Here is a 16279-nt window from a genome sequence, read left to right as displayed (position 1 = left end):
TGGGTACAGACAAATGGGGCTCGAGGAGGAGATCGAGAAGATCGAAGACGAAATCGCCAACACGCCCTACAACAAGTCGACGGAGGCCCATATCGGCCGGCTGAAGTCCAAACTCGCGGAGAAAAAGGAGAAGCTCCAGAATCAGAGCTCGGCCGGCGGCGGCACCGGCTACTCCGTCGAGAAACACGGCGACGCGACCGTCGCGCTGGTTGGCTTCCCGAGCGTCGGCAAGTCCTCGCTGTTGAACTCGCTAACCAACGCCGAGAGCGAGACGGGCTCCTACGAGTTCACGACGCTGGACGTCAACCCCGGCATGCTCCAGCACCGCGGGGCGAACATCCAGATGCTGGACGTGCCCGGACTGATCGAGGGCGCAGCGACGGGGAAGGGTGACGGCCAGCAGGTGCTGGCGGTCGTCCGGAACGCCGACCTCATCATCTTCACGCTCTCGGTGTTCGAGATCGAGCAGTACGATCGACTACAAGAGGAGCTGTACGACATCAACATCCGCGTCGATCAGGAACCGCCGCGGGTGACGGTCCGTCCGAAGATCAAAGACGGCATCAAGATCACCTCGAGCACCGAGCAGGACTTAGACGAGAAGACGATCTCGGACGTGTTGCGCGATCAGGGCTACGTGAACGCCGACCTGAACCTGCAGGAGAACGTCGACATCGATCGACTGGTCGACGGCCTGATGGAAAACCGGGAGTACATCCCGTCGATCACCTGCGTGAACAAGGTCGACCTGATCGAACCCTCCTACAAGGAAACCGTGGACGAGCAACTTCGCGAGCGCGACTTAGATCCCGAGGAGGTGACGTTCATCAGCGCCGAGGAGGAGAAGGGACTGGACGTCCTCAAAGACCGTATCTGGGACAATCTCGGACTCATCCGCGTCTACATGGAGAAACCCGGGCGCGGCATCGACTGGGAGGAGCCCCTCGTCATCGAGGAGGGCGCCACCGTCGCCGAAGCCATCGAGAAACTCGGCGGCGAGATGGAAGAGCGGTTCCGCTTCGCTCGCGTAACGGGTCCCAGCGCGACCCACGACCAGCAACAGGTCGGCAAGGACCACGTCCTCGAGGACGAGGACGTGCTGAAGCTGATTCTACGACGGTAGCTTCCGCGGTGTCGAGACGGTCGAGACGCTGGAGGTGGTTTCGTTCGATGGTAGTGTGGACCCGAGCGACTGTCCGCTCGCTCGTTCAGTCACCCGAGAATTAGTTAGCAGGGTGAGTGTACCGTTCCGATCGACTAGCGTTATTCACCAGCACGATGGCTCGTCTACTATGTCCGAATTCGGTGCTCTGTCGCTGGTTCCGCCGCTGCTCGCGATCGTCCTCGCGATCGTCACCCGGCGGCCGATGCTCTCGCTGTTTCTCGGCGTCTGGTCGGGGGCCGTCATCTACACCGAGAGCCTCGGTATCGCACAGACGTTCGACTGGATCGTCGGCGCGATCATCGCCGACGAGGGCTTTCACGTCCAGATCCTGCTGTTTACGATCCTGCTCGGCTCGGGCGTCGCGCTCATCTGGCGCCTCGGCGGGGCGACCGCGGTCCGCAACTGGGCGACGGCCCGACTCGAGACCCAGCGAACGGTCGGGTTGACGACGTGGGTGTTAGGGCTGCTCATGTTCTTCGACGACTACGCGAACACCGCGATCGTGGGGAGTACGATGCGTGAGATCTCGGATCAGTTCCGCATCTCCCGCGAGAAGCTCTCCTACATCGTCGACTCGACGGCCGCGCCCGTGGCGACGATCGGGCTCTCGAGTTGGGTCGCCTTCCAGCTCTCGCTGATCGCCGCCGGCTACGACGACCTCGGCGTCGAGGAGGAGGCCCCGACAGCGTTCGAGACGTTCGTCTGGTCGATTCCGTACAACACCTACGCGCTGCTCGCGATCGCGATGGTCGGGATCGTCGTCTACACCCGCCGGGACTACGGCGAGATGCTCGACGCGGAACACCGCGCGTGGACGACGGGGAAGGTCAGCCGCGAGGACGCCCAGCCGTTACAGGAAGTCGAGAAGGACCTCGGCGAACCGATCGAGGACCGTCCGATGCTGCGGACGTTCTTCGCCCCCGTCGTCGTCCTCATCGCGGTTACGCTGGCCGGCGCGCTCTGGACCGGTTACGACGGGTGGACCGCGGAGCAGGCCGAGGAAGGCGCGCCGACCGCCGTCGGTGCTGCCGCGGGCGAGGACGGTTGGCTGCAGGTGCTCGTCGATATCGTCGGCGCGGGGGACTTTGCGGGCGCACTGGTCTGGGGTTCGTTCGCCATGGTGGCGACCGCGATCGCGATCGGCGTCGCCTACGACCTCTTCGATCTCGGCGACGGCGTCGACACCGTCATCGACGGCTTCCGGCTCATGGTGACCGCGGTCACGATCCTCGTCCTCGCGTGGGCGATCAGCGACGTCGCGTCGGCGCTCGAGACGGGCGACTACGTCGCGGGGGCCGTCGGGGATGCGATTCCGATCGCGCTGTTCCCGATCGCGATCCTCCTCGTGGCGGCCTTCATCGCGTTCACGATGGGGTCGTCGTGGGCGACGATGGGGATCGTGACGCCGCTCGCCATCGAACTCGCGTACAGCCTGACTGGATCGTTCGACCTCATGCCGGTCGTCGTCGGCGCCGTCTTTTCGGGGGCGATCTTCGGCGACCACACCTCGCCGATCTCCGACACCTCCGTGCTGTCGTCGACGTTCACCGGGGCCGACCTGATCGACCACGTGCGCACGCAGTTCTACTACGCCACGACCGTCATGGTCGTCGTGGTCGTCTGCTACCTGCTCTACGGCTATCTCGACGTCTCGCCCGTCATCTTCCTCCCGCTGGGGGTCGCGCTCCTCTACGTGCTCGTCCGCGGGCTGTCGGAGCTCGACGGGGCGCGCAAGGGACTCGATCCGATCGCGTCACGGACGTCTGCGGAGCGCGCCGACGGCGACAGCGGAGACGAGTAGACCGCCGGCTTCGCCACGCTTTTTGATCCCGCAGGCGTCGTGTCGCGTATGGACGGAACGCTCGACCACACGATGATTCGCGTCGAGGATCTCGAGGAATCCCTCGACTGGTACCAAACGCACCTGGAGTACGAGGAGAAAGACCGCTACGAGGGCGACGGCTTCACCATCGTCTACCTCGGTCCCGAGGAGATGCACGAGGAGGGCGCGATGCTCGAACTCACCCACAACGAGGGCGCGGACCTCGAACTAGGCGACGCCTGGGGACACGTTGCGGTTCGCGTGCCCGAAGGCGAACTCGAGGAACACTACGAACAGCTGATGGACGAGGGCGTCGAGGACTACCGCGATCCCGAGAGCTGTGGCGGCCGGTACGCGTTCGTCAAAGACCCCGACGGCCACGAGATAGAGATCGTCCAGCGCGATCAGGGGGCGACGTGGTCGCTCGACCACACCATGATCCGCGTCGAGGACGCCGACGAGGCCCTCGGCTTCTGGACCCGGAAGTTCGAGTACGACGAGGTCGGTCGCTGGGAGTCCGACTCGTTCGCGAACTACTTCGTCGAGCCGTCGGATGCCGCCGAAGAGGCGATGTCCGTCGAACTGACGTACAACTACGACGGCCGTAGCTACGAGCTGGGCGACGCCTGGGGACACCTCTGCGTTCGGATGGACGACCTCGAGGACGACTGGGACCAGCTGCTCGAACGTGAGGCCGAGGACTATCGGGACCCAGAGAGCAACGACAACATGTACGCCTTCACCAAGGATCCGGACGGTCACGAGATCGAACTGATCGAGCGCGACCTCGAGGCCGACTCGCTGTTCCCGTTCTGAGCGACGAACAGTCGTTTTATCGTTCTAACGCGATCGCAAGACGAATCTCTTCCTCCGAACAGTTCAAAAACGAACGGGTACTCGAATCTGTACCGACCAAGCACTATGTAGTGTGACCTAACGCTGATCCGGCACACCTATTGGTGTGCGGGTACTCTCTCGAGTAGAGAGGAAGATGTCCGGAAACGCCGATCGGAACGAATCAGGACAGTTCGAATCGACGTTCGACGACGAGGAGGTTCTCGAACACTTCGCCGACGGTCGGCCGTTCCATACCGCCCAAGAGATTGCCGATCGCTTCGACGTCGATCGATCCACGGCCTACCGTCGATTGTCCGACCTGGCGACGGCCGGGGCACTGGAGAAAGTTACCCTCGGTAGTCGGACCGTCGTGTGGTGGTACCCGACGGAGACGTCGGAAGAACACACGGAAGCGGAGACCGACGACCCGCTCTTTACTGCTCCCGCATTTACTATCGACGAGCCGATCGACGAAGACGACATCGACGACGTCCTCTACGGTGAACTCGAGGGATGAGCGGTCCGGGAACGACTCCGCTGTTCGTCGATACGGGCGCGTTCTTCGCACACTTCGTCCGGGATTCTCCCCGTCACGAACGAGCACGTACTGTCATGAACGGTGTTCAGACCGGTGACCTCAGATTTCGTCCGCTGTACACCACTGGATACGTGCTCAGTGAATTAGCGACGCTAATTCTCCGAAAGAAGAGCCACGAAAAAGCGCTCGAGACGCTTCAACGGATTCGAAATTCGTCGGCCATCACGGTCCTTCACCCCGACGAAACGCAGTTCGACACGATCTGCGACGAATTCGCTCGCTTCGACGACCAGCAGATTTCGTTCGTCGATCACGCGACGGGATCGCTCGCGGCAGCCTACGGGGTCGAACACGTGTTCGCGTTCGATAGCGATTTCCGAACGCTTGGGTTCACGCTCGTTCCCGACGACGTGGGTATTCCCCATTCCGATCACTGAAGAGTACGTGCGAGCTATCGCCGGCGATAGTTAGTCGAGCGCGTCGTTGTCCGCGTCCCACGATCCCCGGGCCGTGACCCGATCGGACTCGATCTCGAGGGTCAGATCGTCGGCCGTCGCGCCGAGTTCGGCCTCGAGTTCGGTTTCCGTCTCGTCGTCGATCGTCTCGAACGTCGCCGCGAAGTCGCCCTCGGCGCTGCCGTCCGCGTCGAACGCGAGCGAGCTGACGATCGCGGTCGCCTCCTCGACGTCGTCGAGATCCTCCTCGCCGCCGTACATGCCGAGGGCGACGTGGCCTTCGCCGGCCGTCTCGAGCGTCCAGTCGAACGCCTCGCGCTCGTCGGTCGCGCGCTCGCGATCGCCCGCTTCGGTCTCGAGGACGGAACGAACGTGGTCGATCCCGTCCGCGGCTTCGGAGTCGCTCGCGAGGAGGATCGCGTCGGCACCCACGGCCACGGCCTGATCCGATGGGTCGCCGAATCCGTCGTCGTCGGCCTCGCTCTCGTAGAGTTCGAAGTCGCCGAAATCCTCGACGTGCCGGAACGTCGTTCCGACGGCGTACGGGTCGTCACTGGTTTCGGTGAGCGCGTCGGCGACTTCGTCGGTCGCAACGTCGCCCAGGAAGAGCACCGTCTCGTTGACGACGAGCAGCTCCTCGAGCATCGTCTCGGCGTCCGCCGCGGCCAGGTCGTCCTCCATATCGACGATTCGATCGAGTCCGGTCCCCGGAATCGCGAAGCCGGCCGTTATCGACGCGACGAAGAGCCCGACCATCGGCAGTTGGATCATCGGGTCCTCCGCGTCGGTGTGATCGTCGTCGGGCATCGGTTCGTCGGTGTCGTCCTCGAACGTCTCGAGGCCGGCCCAGTCGACGTAGCTGAACAGCAGTTCGCCGTCGGCGTCGCTCGCCAGCCACCGCTCGTAGGTGGGGTAGGTGGTGGACTCGGAGCCCTCCGATTCGGGTTCGGCTTCCTCGTCGGTGTCGCCGTTTTCGTCGTTGTCGTCGTCCCCGTTTCCGCCGTCGTCGCCGTCGTCGGCGCTCGTACAGCCAGCCAGTGCGGCCATCGAGGCGGCCGTCGTCGCCCCGGCGAGTCGTAGCACGCGTCGTCGGTCCGGATTCATACCGCTCGTGTTGTGAGGGGGTCAGCAAAATTGTTCTGGTGGCGACTGTCATGCTGTGGTGTGGGTCGTACGGTCCACCCCTGTGGTCGTCTTGGTGACCGTTCGTCTCGCGTGGGTGTGCTGGGCAGTTTCGGTTTGGGATCGTGTCGGTTCTCGAGGCGGTAATCAGAAGTTAGGCGAAACGGACTCGCGAGCGTGGGGTGGTCGGAGCGAGTAACAGTGTATGAATATCCACACTGGCTCGATACAATCAAGATTCTTTATGAGTAATACCGGATTAGAATCGACGTTCACGAGGTGGTATCAATTGGTGGCTCGAGCCGTCAATTATCGCCACGTCATGCGATTTTGTGTAATCACACTCGAAGTAATCGATTACTGAGTGTTCCAGAAAGCTTATTACGTGATGCTTTATACATTTCTGATACCCCTACCCGGTGCGGGTCAGTGCGGCGGTTTGCACTGGTTGCTCACTCGCACTCCTGTCGTATCGATCGCAAACCAACCAAACGAAACAAGAAGACAACATAAATGACAAGCGAAATTTCATATCGCGAAAAGGGACGCGCAGTGTTCCTGGCCGCGCTTATGGTACTCTCTGTTGTTGCCATGTCCGCAGCATTTGTGGGCGGGGCAGCCGCAGTGAGTAACGATGACTTAGAGACGATTAGTGACAGTGACCGATTCTGGCAAGGAGAAACACTCTACCTCAGCGGTATTGACAACGAGGAATGGGACAGCGACGCTGATGAAGTCGCTCTGCTAGACGGAGATGACAACCTTGTCCGTGAAATGCCGATCCGCACGAGTGATGACGGAGCGGACTACGTCCGTCTCCGAACTGGAAGCCTCGAAGGTAGCTACACGCTGGAGGGTGACACTACTAACACTGATGGTGCCACTGCCAACTTCAGTGTGAGTGACCAGGACCTTCAGGCAGAGTTCGCTAGCAACAGTAGTACGCTTGGCGACTCTGAGGACCTCGAGATTACCTCTGCACGTAACGGCTACGACCTCAACGTGAACGTCGACGGCGTTGACGCTGACGACCTCGTTCACGCAATCGACAGTGATCTGGTCGAAGACGTTGACTACGAGACGCATGAGGACAACGAAGTCGTCACGCTCTTCGACGTGACCAGTGAAGAGGAGTGGGATGTCCACTTCGACGAGGCCAACTTCACGGCTGACGAACACACGTTCGAGTTCGAAGCAGTTGACACTGGTGCCGAGTCCACTGCAACGATCACGCTGAACGAGCCTTCTGACACTGACGCACAGTTCGATCAGGCAACCTACGAACAGGAAATCGGTGACGTTGCCGAGTTCACGCTCGAGCCTACCGAGACCGACGAGATGTGGGTGAACATCTCCGAAGAAGATGACAACTACGATGTCACTCTCGAAATCACTGATTACGACGATGCTGACGAAGTGACCATCGAATTCAACACCTACAAAGCTAACAACACTGACGACCTCGATGCCGCATTCAGCTCTGACGAAGCAGATACCGTTAACGTTCACAATCCGGATGTGAACCTTGGTGACTTCCGTCTGCTTGACGCTGACTTCGAGATGGAAGTCTTCGTTGAGGAGCCAGATGGCGACACAGATGAAACCGACGCTGCAGTGCTGATCCTCAGCGATCGCTCGACTGGTGACATCGAGACGCACGTCGCACCAGAAACTGTTGACGCTGACGACGACCTTGACGACATCCTCGATCAGGTTACCGCTGATGACGAGGTCGCTAACGGCGATCTCCTCGTCACCTCGGTCGAAGCCTCGGGTGTCTACGGCTACATGCTTAACGACACTAACGAGTGGAACGACGAGAGCGGTCTCGAGTTCACCTTCACCGACACCAACGATCCACGCTACGGTGACGCAGACGAGCTCTCCCTGAGCGACCTTCTCGAAGACTACGACGATGACGTGGTCTCTGTCCACCCTGACGCTGAGAACAACATGTTCTACGTTGCCTTCGATGTCTCGGCTAACGACACCATCGAAGTTGACGAGACGTGGGACGTTGAGTTCGCAGTGACTGAAGACAACGACTACGTCTTCGACGAAGACGAGACGCAGTCCGCATCTCAGGAATTCGATGTTGAAGAGCGGAACATCGAACTGCACGGTGAATTCGACAGCGACGACCGAATCCAGCTCCAGAACTCTGCTGAGTCCGAGCTGGCCGCTGAAACGAACGTCGCACCCGGAACGCAAGCGAACTTCCGCGTTCGTGCACCAACTCAGGTTATGACCTCGTCCGGCGAAGTCGGCGCTGATGGAGCGCTCTCCACCACGTTCGACCTCTCCGAGTTCGAGGCCGGAACTGAGATCCGAACCGTTCGCGTCACCGAAAGCGGTGACGCAACCGACCAGCACGCAGGTATCATCGTCGACGCCGACGAGGACCTTCCTGCTGACCTCGACTGGAACGTTGACGTCGATCCTGCAGAGCCCGTTGAGGGTGACGATGTCGACGTGACCGTCTCCGTCGAGAACCTCGGCGAAGAAACCGGTGCAGCCTCCTACGACTTCCTCCTCGACGGCGAGAGCCAGATTGAGGGCGACGTTGAACTCGAAGGCGGCGAATCCGATTCCGACTCCTTCACCGTTGAAGACGCTGCTGCCGGTTCCTACGACTGGGAGCTGCTCGTCGACGGTGAATCCGAATCCGACGGCACGCTGACCGTCAGCGAAGCCGACGAGAACGGAGAGGAGAACGGTGACGAGAACGGCGACGAGAACGGCGACGAAGCCAACGGTGACGAGAACGGCGAAGAAGATGACGACGACGACGACGGAACGCCCGGCTTCGGAGTCGCAGTCGCTGTCGTCGCACTGCTCGCAGCCGCAATGCTCGCACTGCGCCGCCAGAACTAAGCCGTAACTAACTACCGGATCCGCTCCGGTTTCGCAGCATTTTCCTTTCTTTCGAACGCTACACCAACCAGCGGCAGCACTCGTCGAATACGTCGACTACGGTGCTACGCCGTCGTACAAACAACAGTCATGATGCCTCGTTCGTTCGAACTTTTCGAGGGGTCCTCGAGATAGATATCAATCGAGGACCGACGCTGTACTGGTTGACGACTAGCGCAGCCGATACGCATCGGTGCTAACACCGGAAGGATGGCACTCTTTCATACTCTACACGGGATGTACGGACGGAACGCTCGAATCGACGCTCCCACTGTGTGTCTCTTACGTGTTTCTGGAGAAATCAAAGCAATAGCACCGCGCAAACTCCGTCGTTCGTCACTCGTCGCCGACCAGACAGTACGCGTGTCCGGGCTCATCCATGACCGTCTCCTCATCATCGTCGTAGTAGTTCGAAAACACGGCCCGCTCGGCGTAGTAGATCCGGCCGTCGACGGGGACCGGCGCGCTGGTGACGCGACCCCGGTTCTCGACTCGCCAACACCGATCGCCGGTCTCCTTGTCGAGCGCATAGAGGTGCGAATCGTAGGAACCGGCGAGCACCGACCCAGCAGTGACCGACAGCGCGCCGATGACGCGGCCGTTCACGTCGGACGACCAGATCTCCTCGCCGGATTTGGCCTCGATTGCGTAGACGTAGCCGTCATCGTTACCCATGTAGACGACGTCCTCCTCGGGATCGACCGCCGGATTCGACATGATCGAGCCGTCCGTCTCGAACGCCCACTCCTCCGTGCCGTCCTCCAAGTCGATGCAGTAGAAATTGTTGTCCCAGCTGCCGACGTAGCCGAAGCCGTCGTGGGCCGCGACGGTCCCTTTGATCTCGGCGCCTGCGCGAAACGCACCGTCTTCTTGTTCCTCGCCGTCGGCTTCGGCCTGAAACTCCCAGGCGAACTCGAGGGAGGGGAACTCCCAGCAGTAGACGACGCCGTCGTTCGATCCCGCGAAGATGCGTCCGGCCTCGAGGTCAATCGTGGGCGAGGGATGGGGCTGGCCCCAGATGCGGTCGTCCTTCCACGTCGGCTCGCCGGTCTCGGCGTCGATTGCCCAGAGCGCTCCCGACGACGGTGAGCCGTACTCGGCGATGACGTAGAGCGTCCCATCGTAGTAGGCCGGGCTTGAGCCTATCGCGAGTGTCCCCTCGAGTTCGTCGGATCGAATCCGCCAGACTAGATCGCCAGTTTCGATATCTAGCGCGTACAGATCTCCGTCATAGCCACCGATGTACGCGGTGTCGCCGACGATAGCCGCCGAGCCGTGAAAACCCAGTTCGGTCGCGCCCGTCCGCGTTGACCAGCGCTTCTCGCCGTCGGGTGCGTAGGCGTGTACCCAGCCCGTATCGCCCGCGAACAGGATCGTCTCCCCGACGGATGTCGGGACGGGACTCGATTTGGCTGCGGTGTGTCCGACGTAGTTGATCGGAAACGTCCAGTTCACGCTCACCGATCCCGGAACGACCTCGTCGGGGTAGTAGCCGAGCCGACGCAGCCCCCGACAGAACAGCGAGACATCCTCGTCCGGATGTGTCGCGTACTCGGAGACCGTATCTGCAGGCTTGGCGGAGCCACAACCGCCGTCAGCACCGTCTGGGTCATCGCCATCAACCAAGTTATTGACTGTATCGGCACACCCGGCCAGCCCCGTGACTGCGACTGCACCGCTCACACGAAGGAAATGTCGCCGAGTCGCTGCGCCCGAGTGTTCTCGAGTACGTCGGGACGGCGAGAACTGTTTCGTCGATTCCATAGGGGTTTATGTTGACGTCGAAAACTGCCGTCGGCAAAAGTATCCCGATTCCACTGGTTTCCCGTGTTTCGTCGAAGAGACCGATGTTCGACGGGAAACGATTGGCGACTCAAACAGCTCGTCAAGTCCCCAGCCAATAGCCGCTACAGCCACAGCTGTTTTCCGTTGTCGCTGTAGGTCTGTGCAACTAATCTTCTGAAGACTCCGCCGAATGTAATGTCAGAAAGCATAATTTCAGTGACACTGTTGTCGCTCTGCTCGCAGCCGCGATGCTGGCCCTGCGACGCCAGAACTAAGTCAGCCTCACTAACCAACGGACTTCGTCCGGCTCCGACGCACTTTCATTTCTTTCGGACGCTACACCACCCAGCGACAGCCGTCGCGATCGACAACGGTATCGCGATCGATCACGCGGTGCGGGCGCTTCTCGAGACGACCGACGCCGATAGCCTCGGCTCGAGTCCAAATTGGTCTTCGATCAAACACCGTCACCGAAGTTCCGTACTCGTCTCAGCTGATCCGATTATCGGCGATCCCGCGGATCGCACTGGAGAATCGTCTCGGCGAGGATGGTTCAGTATTCTTCAATGTCGAGGACCGTCTTTCGTCTCCGGATGCGGTCAGCCTGTTTGTCCGACAGTATCCCGAATCAATCGTCGAAGTCAGCTTCGGTATCCTCCAGAACTTGCTCGAGAACGTCGTTGTAACTCTCGCTCTCTCGCTTCCGCCGCTCGAGTTCACGCTTCACCCGGTCGCTGACTCGGATCTGTTCGTCCGCGGTCCCCATACGTTGACATTCGTGTCGACGCTACTTGGCTTTTGGCTCCTCGCGGGATACGTTGTCCGACTTTCTCGTCGCTTCGACCGCGCTCACGGGCCGACCGACATAATTCTACGAAACCGTCAACTGATAAAACATGTCTGGTTATTGGTGTACGGGACATTCAAACTGAATAATTACCATCGCGGATTTCCACATCTCTGGGTTATAGCCTCCTTACCTCCTGAAAAGAGCGAGATAGCAGATCAGCTATAGCCGGTCTCCAACCCGAAAACCGACCCGTGTAGCGCCGACTCATCCTCGGTCTGACACCGCTTTCAACAACGTTATGACACTGCCGACTCGTTCATCGTAACGAATGCTTACTGGGTGGCGATATCGGATTGTGAGCGCCCTCGGCGTGGTCGGGTTGACCGTCGCCGCCGTGGTCGCCACCAACCACCCGTTCGCCCAACACGTCTTCACGACGTACGTCCCGCTGTTCAATCGCCTCGAGGTAACCGTCCTGTCCGGCGGCTCGCTCTACTGGGCGATTGGCCTCTCCGTCGTCGCCGTCACGGCGTGTCTCCTCCCGCTCTATCGACCGCGGCCGCGCCGACTCCTGGATACCGTCGTGCTGGCCCAGAAACGGCTGCTCGTCGCCGGACTCGCGCTCGCGGCGCTGGGCTACTTCAAGTGGTCCCACAGGCTGCCTCGCGCCACGCTGGTCATGATTGTCGGGCTCCTGGCGATACTGATTCCGGCGTGGTTCGTCTGGATCCGTCACCGACCGACCGAGTTGGACGGCCGTACGCTGTTCGTCGGCGACGATCTGGCTCAGATCGAGCGCATCGCGCCGGCCGTGAACGCTCCTGTACTGGGCTATCTCTGCCCGTCGAACGTCGGCTACCACGGGTTCAACGAGGACGATATCGACGGTCACGGCCCCCGAGCGCCGTCCGGCGATGTCAGAGCCGACGGTGGTGTCGCAGTAGAGCGCCGTCAGACGGGTGGTCCCGATCCGATACCCTCGCCCGAGTCGACACTCGACGAGCCGCGGGCGCTCGCCGGACTGACGCGACTCGGTGGGCTCTCCCGCCTCGAGGACGTGCTCGTCGAGCGCGACGTCGACACCGTCGTGCTCGCGTTCCGAGAGGCCGACCGAGCGGAGTTCTTCGGCGCGCTCGACGCCTGTCACGAACACGGCGTCAACGCCAAGGTCCACCGAGAGTACGCCGACAGCGTGCTCGTGTCCGCGGGGGACGTCGGCGAACTGGTCGACGTGGATCTCGAGCCCTGGGATCCGTTGGACCACCTGTTCAAGCGCGTGTTCGACGTCCTGTTCGCGACGGTCGGGTTGCTCGTCTTCGCGCCGCTGATGGTGCTGATCGCCACCGCGATTAAGTACGACAGTCCGGGATCGGTCCTCTACAGCCAGGATCGGACGGCCGGGCTCGGCGAGACCTTCTCGGTCTACAAGTTCCGGTCGATGGTCCCCGAGGGCGAGGACGCGACGCCCACCGACGACGAAACCAACGACCGGATCACGCGCGTCGGCCGCGTCCTGCGGAGGACGCATCTGGACGAGTTACCACAGCTGTGGTCGATATTTGTGGGCGACATGAGCGTCGTCGGCCCGCGCGCCGTCTGGACGGAAGAGGAGGTGTTGCTCGAGCGGGACGCGCCGGCGTGGCGCAAGCGCTGGTTCGTGAAGCCGGGGTTGACCGGGCTGGCTCAGATCAACGACGCGAACAGCACCGACCCGAACGCGAAGCTGCGGTACGACCTCGAGTACATCCGCCGACAGTCGTTCTGGGTCGACGTGACGATCGTCGTCCGACAGGTCTGGAGCGTGCTCGCGGACGTCCGGAAAATGATCTGGAGATAGCCCCGAACCGAAATACGAGCTTGCTGACCGCACCGAGGAGAGATGCCTCGACACCGGCCACCGATTTTGCGGATCGTCCCTTCGAACATCGACAGCCGTCTCGAGCCGTCTGTGGCGACGTCAGTCGTTCGAAAACGGGGTTCGGTTCGAGAGCTGATGTCCGGAGTGGTCGGGACGTGTCCGCCCGTGATGGCGACTCTATCGCTTTTCGGGCGGCTCAGGTGGCTCGAACGCGGCAGCGAGCAGCGTCCACGCCCGCGTCTCGGTAAGCTCCTCGAGCGTCCGCTCCGACCGCAGCCCCAGAAGTGAAACCAACACGAGGGCAGCGTGTGTGACGAGTAGCGCCGTCCCCAGTCGACCGAGCGCGACGGAGACGAGCAGCGAGACGAGTACTGTCACGGCTGTCGCGAGTCCAACGACCGTCAGCGGCCGATTCCGAAACGCCGTCTCGAGTCGAGCGACGACGTCGGCCGTTTTGGAGTCGGTCGCGGCGTCCGAAAGCCCCTCGAGACAGCGGTCGAGAAGACGGATGAACGGACCAACCGTGTACGTCTCGCGAAGGTCGATGACGATCACGTTCGGCTCGGGCTCGGTCGTGAACCAGCGGTAGAGCCGCGAGTGGCGAACGAAGCGTGCGAGCGTTCGAACGCCGCCGCCGAGCCGTGACGCCGAAAGTCCCTGGCGAACTCGGTCTCCGAGGGTTTCGAGCGTTGATCTCGGGGTTCCGGGGTTCGAATCGACCATGGTCAGCCCTCGACGAGCCAGATCCGTTCTTCGATAGACGTCACGCCGAAGTCGAGGTAGACGGTGTCTCCGTTGTTGAGAGACGCGCCCTGGAATTGGGGCCCCAGTTCGGTGTTTCGAGTCTGTAGCTCGACGGTGAGCGTCACGTCGTCTCGCGTCGGATGGTCGTGCTTCTGAAGTTCGCCGTCTTCGCTTTCGACGACGACCGACGCGGGTTCGCGGTCGACGTCCTGGATCGTCGCCCACGTCTCGCCGCCGGCGGTCTCGGTCAACCCGGGTTCGAACAGACTCGCCTCGCGATCGCTCAGCTTCTCGAGGTCGATCTCGACGGTCGTCGTCGCCGGTTCGCCGGCCTCCTCGATGACCCCCGTCTCGAGCACACCGAGCGCGAGATCGTAGTCCGCCGTCGAGATCGGAATCATCGATTCGGATTCGACTGGTACGTCTCCGTACCGGAGATCCGCTCCACGCTCGAGTGTCGTCAACGTCGCGCCGACGAACACTCGGTGTTGCTCGTCACCGACGGGGTAGACGGAGACCGTTTCGACTGTCGCGACGGTATCCTCACCGAACATGACCTCGTCGCCGACCCGAACGTCCGCGGCGGCGGACGGCGAGAGCGTCGCCTCGAGCAGCACTTCGGTCTCGGTGCGCGGGAGTTCCGTTCCCTCGTCTTCGACGGCCTCGATGCCGCCGGTGGCGGCGTACTCGCCGGTGTTGATCGAGACGTTCTGTCCGGGGGCGAACTCGTCGTCGCCGAAGGCGTACGCGCCGTTCTCGAGGTGGGTTCCCGAGACCTCCGCGCGGACGGTCACGTGGGTCTCGCCGCTCGAGACCGGCGCCGCGTACACGTCGGTAACGGTGAGCGTGTGGGGGTGGTCGTCGTGAGTCATCTCGTCGCCGACCGAGACGTCGTCGGCCGTCGACGACGGCTGCGTCCCGAGGTCAATAGTCGCGTAGCGGATTTCGTTCGCGGAGTCGTCATCGGCGTCGTCTCCCCCTCCGAGCGCCCCGACGGCCGCGACGCCGGCGACGAGGACCGCGAAGACGAGACAGACAGCGAGCGCATCGACGACGTTGACGGTCCCGAAGAGGTTCCCGTTCTCGTCGATTAGCTCCATGGCACACCCGAATCGTTCATATCAGTGGTGAGTTTCTTGCATCCACATAGGTATTGTGACCTGATGGGAGACGCGGCTTCGCTTCCGTTCCGTCGACCGTACGCTACCGCTCCTCGCCTCGAGTGTGGTCTATCCACCAGATGAGAAGCGCCGTGACGCCGACAACCGCGAGGACGACCGGATCGGATGAGACGTATAGGTTCGGGGTCGGGTGGCGGGTCCAGGTGACCGGATACAGCCACGCGCCGGCAGCACCGTCGGCGTACGCCTTGACCGCGTCCACGAGCAGGTGCGAGAGCGCGCCGGCGAGCAACACGCCAAACACCCGCCGGTGCTGGTCGGCGACGACCATCGCACCGATAGCCGAAAGCAAGCCGACGCCACCGAGCGTGTGGATCGCGTCGACGCTGAAGGGGACGCCGAGGACGCTCTCGAGCGTCGCATCCGTGACGAAGAGACCGATGCGGTTGAGATCCGGCAGGAGCGCGCCGATCATCGCGACGGCGACCCAGCGCTTTGTCACCCACTCGAGACGCCAACTCACGACGGTACCGATGGCGTAGGCAACGAGGACGTGCGAGAGGAGTTCAGCCATCGTCTGCCCCCGCCACGAGTTCGGCGGCCTCCGTCTCTCGCGGTTCGACGGCGAACGTTCGCGGGTTCACGGTCCAGTGGCGGGCGAAGTAGCCGATCGCGAGCAGGACGCCGACGATGGAGGTTCCGAGTTTGTAATCGAACGCGTTCGCGTCGCGGTCGACGACGACCGTTTCGTCGGCTGTCATCGTTCGATCGGACTCGAGCACCCCGTAGACCTGGACGGTCCCTCCGGAAGCCACCGAGTTGTCGACGCCGTCAATCTCGAGTTCGGCCGCGACCTCGTCGGCGGAGTCCGTGACGTGAATTACGATCGTCTCGCCGTCGACCGACTGGACGCTCCCAAACAGCAGGACGCGCTCGCCCGCGTAGGCGTCGTACTCCTCTCCTAACTGATCGCCCGTTGGATGGGGCCAATTATCGTCGTAGGTCCCACCGTAGTGCACGCAGAGGCCGAGAAGCGCCGCGAACAAGAGAGCGACGACGACGAGTCTGGCGGCGAGACGCATTCGTCTCTGTGCTGGACCGTCGTCGTCTTGATGGTGTCGGTCGAACC

General features: G+C 61.9%; 13 protein-coding genes and 1 pseudogene. 7 read left to right on the top strand and 7 right to left on the bottom strand.

The features are described from left to right. The first annotated feature begins 13 nt into the window (after positions 1 to 13). From ACSFDB_RS15000 to ACSFDB_RS14980, 5 genes are all read left to right on the top strand, one after another. Entirely contained in the window at positions 14 to 1123 is a 1110-nt protein-coding gene (locus ACSFDB_RS15000) for an OBG GTPase family GTP-binding protein (protein ID WP_440771743.1), read from the top strand. A 169-nt stretch (positions 1124 to 1292) separates the two neighbouring features. Then, the gene (locus tag ACSFDB_RS14995; RefSeq protein WP_440771742.1) at positions 1293 to 2966 is read left to right on the top strand and encodes a Na+/H+ antiporter NhaC family protein; all 1674 of its coding nucleotides are present in this window, start codon (positions 1293 to 1295) and stop codon (positions 2964 to 2966) included. Positions 2967 to 3014: 48 nt separating this feature from the next. Further along, positions 3015 to 3803: a VOC family protein gene (locus tag ACSFDB_RS14990; protein ID WP_440771741.1), complete on the top strand. Its 789-nt coding sequence runs from the start codon at positions 3015 to 3017 to the stop codon at positions 3801 to 3803. A gap of 175 nt (positions 3804 to 3978) precedes the next feature. Further along, positions 3979 to 4341 carry a helix-turn-helix domain-containing protein gene (locus ACSFDB_RS14985; protein ID WP_440771740.1) on the top strand — a complete coding sequence of 121 codons (363 nt, stop codon included), beginning with the start codon at positions 3979 to 3981 and terminating at the stop codon, positions 4339 to 4341. Continuing rightward, positions 4338 to 4799 carry a type II toxin-antitoxin system VapC family toxin gene (locus tag ACSFDB_RS14980; protein ID WP_440771739.1) on the top strand — a complete coding sequence of 154 codons (462 nt, stop codon included), beginning with the start codon at positions 4338 to 4340 and terminating at the stop codon, positions 4797 to 4799. Before ACSFDB_RS14985 ends, ACSFDB_RS14980 begins: the two co-directional genes overlap by 4 nt. Before the next feature lie 30 nt (positions 4800 to 4829). Here the strand turns inward: ACSFDB_RS14980 and ACSFDB_RS14975 are convergent, their stop codons facing one another. Continuing rightward, complete coding sequence (locus ACSFDB_RS14975) at positions 4830 to 5921, bottom strand: hypothetical protein (RefSeq protein ID WP_440771738.1); 1092 nt, start codon at positions 5919 to 5921, stop codon at positions 4830 to 4832. Between the two features lie 570 nt (positions 5922 to 6491). Here ACSFDB_RS14975 and ACSFDB_RS14970 point away from each other — a divergent pair. After that, positions 6492 to 8813, top strand: coding sequence for a DUF7827 domain-containing protein (locus ACSFDB_RS14970; RefSeq protein ID WP_440771737.1), 2322 nt, complete (start codon positions 6492 to 6494; stop codon positions 8811 to 8813). Positions 8814 to 9188: 375 nt separating this feature from the next. On the opposite strand, the gene ACSFDB_RS14965 is transcribed toward ACSFDB_RS14970, so the two are convergent. After that, the gene (locus tag ACSFDB_RS14965) at positions 9189 to 10616 is read right to left on the bottom strand and encodes an outer membrane protein assembly factor BamB family protein (RefSeq protein WP_440771736.1); all 1428 of its coding nucleotides are present in this window, start codon (positions 10614 to 10616) and stop codon (positions 9189 to 9191) included. Between the two features lie 652 nt (positions 10617 to 11268). Continuing rightward, positions 11269 to 11403: pseudogene (locus tag ACSFDB_RS14960) on the bottom strand (antitoxin VapB family protein); the annotation flags it as partial. 352 nt (positions 11404 to 11755) lie between these two features. On the opposite strand from ACSFDB_RS14960, the gene ACSFDB_RS14955 reads away from it, so the two are divergent. Further along, on the top strand, positions 11756 to 13264 hold the full coding sequence (locus ACSFDB_RS14955; RefSeq protein ID WP_440771735.1) for a sugar transferase: 1509 nt from the start codon (positions 11756 to 11758) through the stop codon (positions 13262 to 13264). 198 nt (positions 13265 to 13462) lie between these two features. Here the strand turns inward: ACSFDB_RS14955 and ACSFDB_RS14950 are convergent, their stop codons facing one another. From ACSFDB_RS14950 to ACSFDB_RS14935, 4 genes are all read right to left on the bottom strand, one after another. Beyond that, positions 13463 to 14008, bottom strand: a complete 546-nt coding sequence (locus tag ACSFDB_RS14950; RefSeq protein ID WP_440771734.1) for a hypothetical protein — start codon at positions 14006 to 14008, stop codon at positions 13463 to 13465. Between the two features lie 2 nt (positions 14009 to 14010). Then, positions 14011 to 15129, bottom strand: coding sequence for a DUF4330 family protein (locus ACSFDB_RS14945; protein ID WP_440771733.1), 1119 nt, complete (start codon positions 15127 to 15129; stop codon positions 14011 to 14013). 103 nt (positions 15130 to 15232) lie between these two features. Then, a complete protein-coding gene (locus ACSFDB_RS14940; protein ID WP_440771732.1) occupies positions 15233 to 15724 on the bottom strand; it encodes a metal-dependent hydrolase in 492 nt (163 codons plus the stop codon). Beyond that, on the bottom strand, positions 15717 to 16232 hold the full coding sequence (locus tag ACSFDB_RS14935) for an OB-like fold-containing membrane protein (protein ID WP_440771731.1): 516 nt from the start codon (positions 16230 to 16232) through the stop codon (positions 15717 to 15719). Before ACSFDB_RS14935 ends, ACSFDB_RS14940 begins: the two co-directional genes overlap by 8 nt. Between the last annotated feature and the right edge of the window lie 47 nt (positions 16233 to 16279).

It is taken from the genome of Natronorubrum amylolyticum (assembly GCF_052040145.1).
Taxonomy (GTDB): domain Archaea; phylum Halobacteriota; class Halobacteria; order Halobacteriales; family Natrialbaceae; genus Natronorubrum.
This window is presented reverse-complemented; position numbering and strand designations above follow the sequence as displayed.

Excerpts from the sequence above, each read along its gene's own strand:
- ACSFDB_RS14965 (WP_440771736.1), bottom strand. The coding sequence starts at position 10,616 with ATGGAATCGACGAAACAGTTCTCGCCGTCCCGACGTACTCGAGAACAC.
- ACSFDB_RS14995 (WP_440771742.1), top strand. The coding sequence starts at position 1,293 with ATGTCCGAATTCGGTGCTCTGTCGCTGGTTCCGCCGCTGCTCGCGATC.
- ACSFDB_RS14940 (WP_440771732.1), bottom strand. The coding sequence starts at position 15,724 with ATGGCTGAACTCCTCTCGCACGTCCTCGTTGCCTACGCCATCGGTACC.
- ACSFDB_RS14945 (WP_440771733.1), bottom strand. The coding sequence starts at position 15,129 with ATGGAGCTAATCGACGAGAACGGGAACCTCTTCGGGACCGTCAACGTC.
- ACSFDB_RS14950 (WP_440771734.1), bottom strand. The coding sequence starts at position 14,008 with ATGGTCGATTCGAACCCCGGAACCCCGAGATCAACGCTCGAAACCCTC.
- ACSFDB_RS14990 (WP_440771741.1), top strand. The coding sequence starts at position 3,015 with ATGGACGGAACGCTCGACCACACGATGATTCGCGTCGAGGATCTCGAG.
- ACSFDB_RS14985 (WP_440771740.1), top strand. The coding sequence starts at position 3,979 with ATGTCCGGAAACGCCGATCGGAACGAATCAGGACAGTTCGAATCGACG.
- ACSFDB_RS14975 (WP_440771738.1), bottom strand. The coding sequence starts at position 5,921 with ATGAATCCGGACCGACGACGCGTGCTACGACTCGCCGGGGCGACGACG.
- ACSFDB_RS14980 (WP_440771739.1), top strand. The coding sequence starts at position 4,338 with ATGAGCGGTCCGGGAACGACTCCGCTGTTCGTCGATACGGGCGCGTTC.
- ACSFDB_RS14955 (WP_440771735.1), top strand. The coding sequence starts at position 11,756 with ATGCTTACTGGGTGGCGATATCGGATTGTGAGCGCCCTCGGCGTGGTC.
- ACSFDB_RS14935 (WP_440771731.1), bottom strand. The coding sequence starts at position 16,232 with ATGCGTCTCGCCGCCAGACTCGTCGTCGTCGCTCTCTTGTTCGCGGCG.
- ACSFDB_RS15000 (WP_440771743.1), top strand. The coding sequence starts at position 14 with ATGGGGCTCGAGGAGGAGATCGAGAAGATCGAAGACGAAATCGCCAAC.